The organism is Inquilinus sp., from assembly GCF_057815775.1.
Genome location: NZ_JBYRFX010000633.1, coordinates 1 through 3,980, shown reverse-complemented (window position 1 = coordinate 3,980; position 3,980 = coordinate 1). Strand labels below are relative to the sequence as shown.

The 3,980-nt window shown below is 70.2% G+C and carries 5 protein-coding genes; 2 read left to right on the top strand and 3 right to left on the bottom strand.

Annotated features, from left to right (window positions below; all coding sequences use genetic code 11):
* Together AC3XYG_RS21985 and AC3XYG_RS21980 are read right to left on the bottom strand one after the other, a co-directional pair.
* Positions 1-257 (bottom strand): low molecular weight protein-tyrosine-phosphatase (locus AC3XYG_RS21985; RefSeq protein ID WP_489142002.1); only part of this gene is annotated, 257 nt, incomplete at its 3' end.
* A gap of 190 nt (positions 258-447) precedes the next feature.
* Entirely contained in the window at positions 448-1,437 is a 990-nt protein-coding gene (locus tag AC3XYG_RS21980; RefSeq protein ID WP_489142001.1) for an aldo/keto reductase, read from the bottom strand.
* 128 nt (positions 1,438-1,565) lie between these two features.
* On the opposite strand from AC3XYG_RS21980, the gene AC3XYG_RS21975 reads away from it, so the two are divergent.
* Positions 1,566-2,474: a LysR family transcriptional regulator gene (locus tag AC3XYG_RS21975; protein ID WP_489142000.1), complete on the top strand. Its 909-nt coding sequence runs from the start codon at positions 1,566-1,568 to the stop codon at positions 2,472-2,474.
* A gap of 32 nt (positions 2,475-2,506) precedes the next feature.
* Positions 2,507-3,319 (top strand): AAC(3) family N-acetyltransferase, encoded by an 813-nt coding sequence (locus tag AC3XYG_RS21970; RefSeq protein WP_489141999.1) that lies wholly within the window; start codon positions 2,507-2,509, stop codon positions 3,317-3,319.
* Positions 3,320-3,334: 15 nt separating this feature from the next.
* Here the strand turns inward: AC3XYG_RS21970 and AC3XYG_RS21965 are convergent.
* Positions 3,335-3,980 (bottom strand): MetQ/NlpA family ABC transporter substrate-binding protein (locus AC3XYG_RS21965; RefSeq protein ID WP_489141998.1); only part of this gene is annotated, 646 nt, incomplete at its 5' end.

Sequence of the window (3,980 nt, the reverse complement as noted above, 5' to 3'; positions counted from 1 at the left end):
TCCATCGCCAGCAGCAGGTCGAAGCGGCGGAAATCCACCCGCTCCAGCTTGCGGGCGCGCAGCGGCAGCAGGTCATAGCCGCGCGAAGCCGCGGCCCGGATTGCCGGCGGATGCGGCGGCTCGCCGGCATGAAAACCTTGCAGGCCGGCGCCGTCGACCGTGTGGTCGAGCCCGGCGGCGGCCAGCTTGGCCCGCATCACCGCCTCGGCGGTCGGCGAGCGGCAGATGTTGCCGGTGCAGACGAACAGGATGCGCATGCCGCCTGGATAGTCGGCGCGACCCCAGGCGGCAAGACATCCGATGCAGAGATCGTTTGAGAATGCGCTGGTGTGAGTCGGCTGGTGGTGGCTTCGAGAACCGGCGCGCAGCGGACGTTTGGATCCGTGAGCACCGGAAGCGGAGAAGCCGCCACCAGACGGCCGCACCAGTGGCGTTATCAGACGGTCTCTACAGGCCGACGCCCTTCATGCCCTCTTCGGAGTAGCGCTCGCCGGCGATCGCATCCGGCGCGAACAGGGCGTCCAGCGCGGCCACCTGCCCCGCCGTCAGCCGGATCGCGGCGGCCCCGGCATTCTCGGCGAGATAGGCGGGGCGCTTGGTGCCCGGGATCGGCACGATGTTGTCCTGCCGGGCCAGCAGCCAGGCCAGCGCCACCTGGGCCGGCTTGGCGCCCAGACCGGCGGCAAAGTCGCCCAGCGCCTCGGCCAGGCGCCGGTTCTGGACCAGCGCGCCATCGGCGAAGCGCGGATTGATGCGGCGGAAGTCGTCCGCGGCCAGGGCCGAGGTGTCGGTCACGGCACCGGCCAGGAAGGCGCGGCCGAGCGGCGAATAGGCGACGAAGCTGGTGCCGAGTTCACGGCAGGCCGCGAGCACCCCGTTCTGCTCGGGATCGCGGGTCCACAGCGAGTACTCGCTCTGCACCGCCGCGATGGGATGCACCGCATGGGCCCGGCGCAACGTCTCGGCCGACACTTCGGAGAGGCCGATCTGCCGCACCTTGCCGGCCTGCACCAGCTCGGCCATGGCGCCGACCGCATCCTCGACCGGCACGTCGGTGTTGCGGCGATGCATGTAGTAGAGGTCGATGACATCGGTGCCCAGGCGCGTCAGCGAGGCCTCGGCCGCGGCCTTGATATACGCCGGCGAGTTGTCGACCCGCCGTTCATACTGGCCGGACGCCCGCACGATGCCGAATTTCGTGGCCAGCACCACCTGGTCGCGCCGGCCCTTCAGGAAGCGGCCGATCAGCTCCTCATTGTGGCCCGAGCCATACATGTCGGCGGTGTCGAAGAGGTCGATGCCGTGATCCAGCGCCGCCGCCAGCGTGTCGAGCGACTGGGCGTCGTCGCGCGGCCCATAGAATTCGGACATGCCCATGCAGCCGAGGCCGATGGCGGAGACGGTGGTGCCGTCCTGGCCGAGAGAGCGTCTGTCCATGGTTCTTCTCCTTGGCTTTCCGAAGCCGCCGGTCGTGCTGACCGCTGCGGCACGCAGGAGAGATAGGGGTTGGGCGATCGTGCGATAACCCATAGATATACGCACGAGCTGATGAGTGAGATTCAGCAATGCTTCGCCCCGACCTTCCCGACCTGGCCGCCTTCGCCGCGGTGGCGCGGCACCGCAGCTTCCGCCGCGCGGCGATCGAGCTGGGCCTGTCCGCCTCGGCCGTCAGCCATGCCATCCGTGGGCTGGAGGAGCGGCTGGGCGTGCGGCTGTTGAACCGCACCACCCGCAGCGTCACGCCGACCGAGGCGGGCGAGCGGCTGCTGGCCCGGCTGGAGCCCGCTTTCCGCGACATCGAAGGGGCCGTCGGCGAGATCGACCAGTTCCGCCGCCAGCCGGCGGGATCGCTGAAGATCACCACCTCGATCCCGGCGGCGGAGTTGATCCTGGCGCCGATGGTGGCCCGTTTCCTGGAGGCCTATCCCGAAATCCGGCTGGAGATCGCGGTCACCAGCGCCCTGGTCGACATCGTCGCCGGCAGCTTCGATGCCGGCATCCGCCTGGGCGAGCAGCTGGAGCGCGACATGGTGGCGGTGCGCTTCGGCGGCGACCAGCGGATGATCGTGATCGCGGCCCCATCCTATCTCGCGCGGCGGCCACCGCCGCAGACGCCGCGCGACCTGACGGAGCACGCCTGCATCGGCTACCGCTTCCCGAGCGGCGTGGTCTATGCCTGGGAGTTCGGGAAAGACGGCCGGGAGCTGTCGGTCAGCCCGGAAGGGCCGCTGATCGTCAACGACCAGCGGCTCCTGATCCGCTCGGTGCTGGACGGCGCCGGGCTGGGCTTCATGTTCGAGGGCATGGTCGCGGCGGAGCTGGCGGAGGGCCGGCTGGTGCCGCTGCTGGAGGACTGGTCGCCGCCCTTTCCGGGATTCTTCCTGTATTATCCGCGCCAGCGCCAGATGCCGGCGGCGCTGCGTGCCTTCGTCGACTTCGTCCGCGCCGACAATCTGGCCGCCAGCCGGCACTGACGCGCTATCGCGTCGAAGTGAGGGAGGGGACGATGGATGGCGAGTCGGCGGTGATCCGGCGCACCAGCGGCGGACCGGTCACGCGGTCCCGGCTGCGCGCCGGGTTGGCGGCGCTGGGCGTCCGTGCCGGCGACCGGTTGCTGGTCCACAGCGCGCTGTCGGCGCTGGGCTTCGTCGCCGGCGGATCGCAGGCGGTGGTCGAGGCGCTGATGACCGCCGTCGGCCCGGCCAGGCTGCTGGTCATGCCGGCCTTCACCAGCGGGCTGTCCGACCCCGCGGATTGGCGGGCCCCGCCTGTGCCGGCGGACTGGATCGAGCCGATCCGGTCGGAGATGCCGGTCTATGATCCCCGCCTGTCGCCGTCGCGCGGCGTCGGCGTGATCGCCGAGACCTTCCGCACCGCACCCGGCGTGGTCCGCAGCGCCCACCCCCAGGTGTCCTTCGCCGCCTGGGGTGCGGGGGCCGAGGCCATCGTTGGGCCGCATCCCCTTGAAGCGTGGCTGGGCGAGGGATCCCCGCTGGCCCGGCTGTACGAGGCGGAGGCCCGCGTGTTGTTCCTGGGGACGGGCTACGCCACCTGCACGTCGTTCCACCTGGCCGAGCACCGGGCAGGTCGGCTCGCCACCCTCCGCAGCGGCCTGCCCGCGCTGGTCGACGGCGAGCGGCGCTGGATCACGGTCGACGCGCCCGATTATGACACCGATGATTTCGAGGCGATCGGCGCCGAGCTGGACCGCCAGCCGGACCTGGGCAGCCGCGGATTGGTCGGCATGGCCGATTGCCGCCTGCTGCCCCTGCGCGGAGTCGTGGACGCTGCGGTGAAGTGGATGCGCGGGCGCCGGTGACGCCCGCGCCATCCCTCAATCGCTGACCGGAATTACCGAGCCCTGGTAGCGGTCGCGGATGAACTTCGCCACCGCCGGCGAGGTCAGGACCTGCGACAGCCGCTTGATCCGCGGGTCGTCCGCCAGCTTCGGCCTGGTCACCAGGATGTTGGCGTAGGGGTTGCCCTCGGCCTTCTCCAGCCCCAGCGCATCCTTGGCCGGAGTCAGCCCGGCTTCGAGCGCGTAATTGCCGTTGATGACAGCCAGGTCGACATCGTCGAGCGCCCGCGGCAGCAGCGCCGATTCGACCTCCAGCACCTTCAGGTGCTTCGGGTTGCCGGCGATGTCGGCCGGCGTCGCCAGCTGTTTGTCCGGCTCGGCGAAGCCGGCCTTCAGGGTGATCAGCTTCTGGTCCTGCAGCAGGTAGAGGGCGCGGCTGAGATTGGTGACGTTGTTCGGCACCGCCACCGTGCCGCCATCCGGCACCTCGGCGAAGCTCTTGTGCCGGCGGGAATAGACGCCCAACGGCTCGATATGCACGGTCGCGGCGACGGCGAAGGTCTGGCCCAGCGCCTGTTCCTGCGATCGCAGATAGGGCACGTGCTGGAAATAGTTGGCGTCGATGTCGCCATGCGCCAGCAGCTCGTTCGGATTGACGGCGGTGCTGAGCTCGATGATCTCG

What these genes read in the sequence shown, in the direction of transcription:
- AC3XYG_RS21980 (WP_489142001.1), bottom strand. Translation starts at nt 1,437, where the DNA reads ATGGACAGACGCTCTCTCGGCCAGGACGGCACCACCGTCTCCGCCATC.
- AC3XYG_RS21975 (WP_489142000.1), top strand. Translation starts at nt 1,566, where the DNA reads ATGCTTCGCCCCGACCTTCCCGACCTGGCCGCCTTCGCCGCGGTGGCG.
- AC3XYG_RS21970 (WP_489141999.1), top strand. Translation starts at nt 2,507, where the DNA reads ATGGATGGCGAGTCGGCGGTGATCCGGCGCACCAGCGGCGGACCGGTC.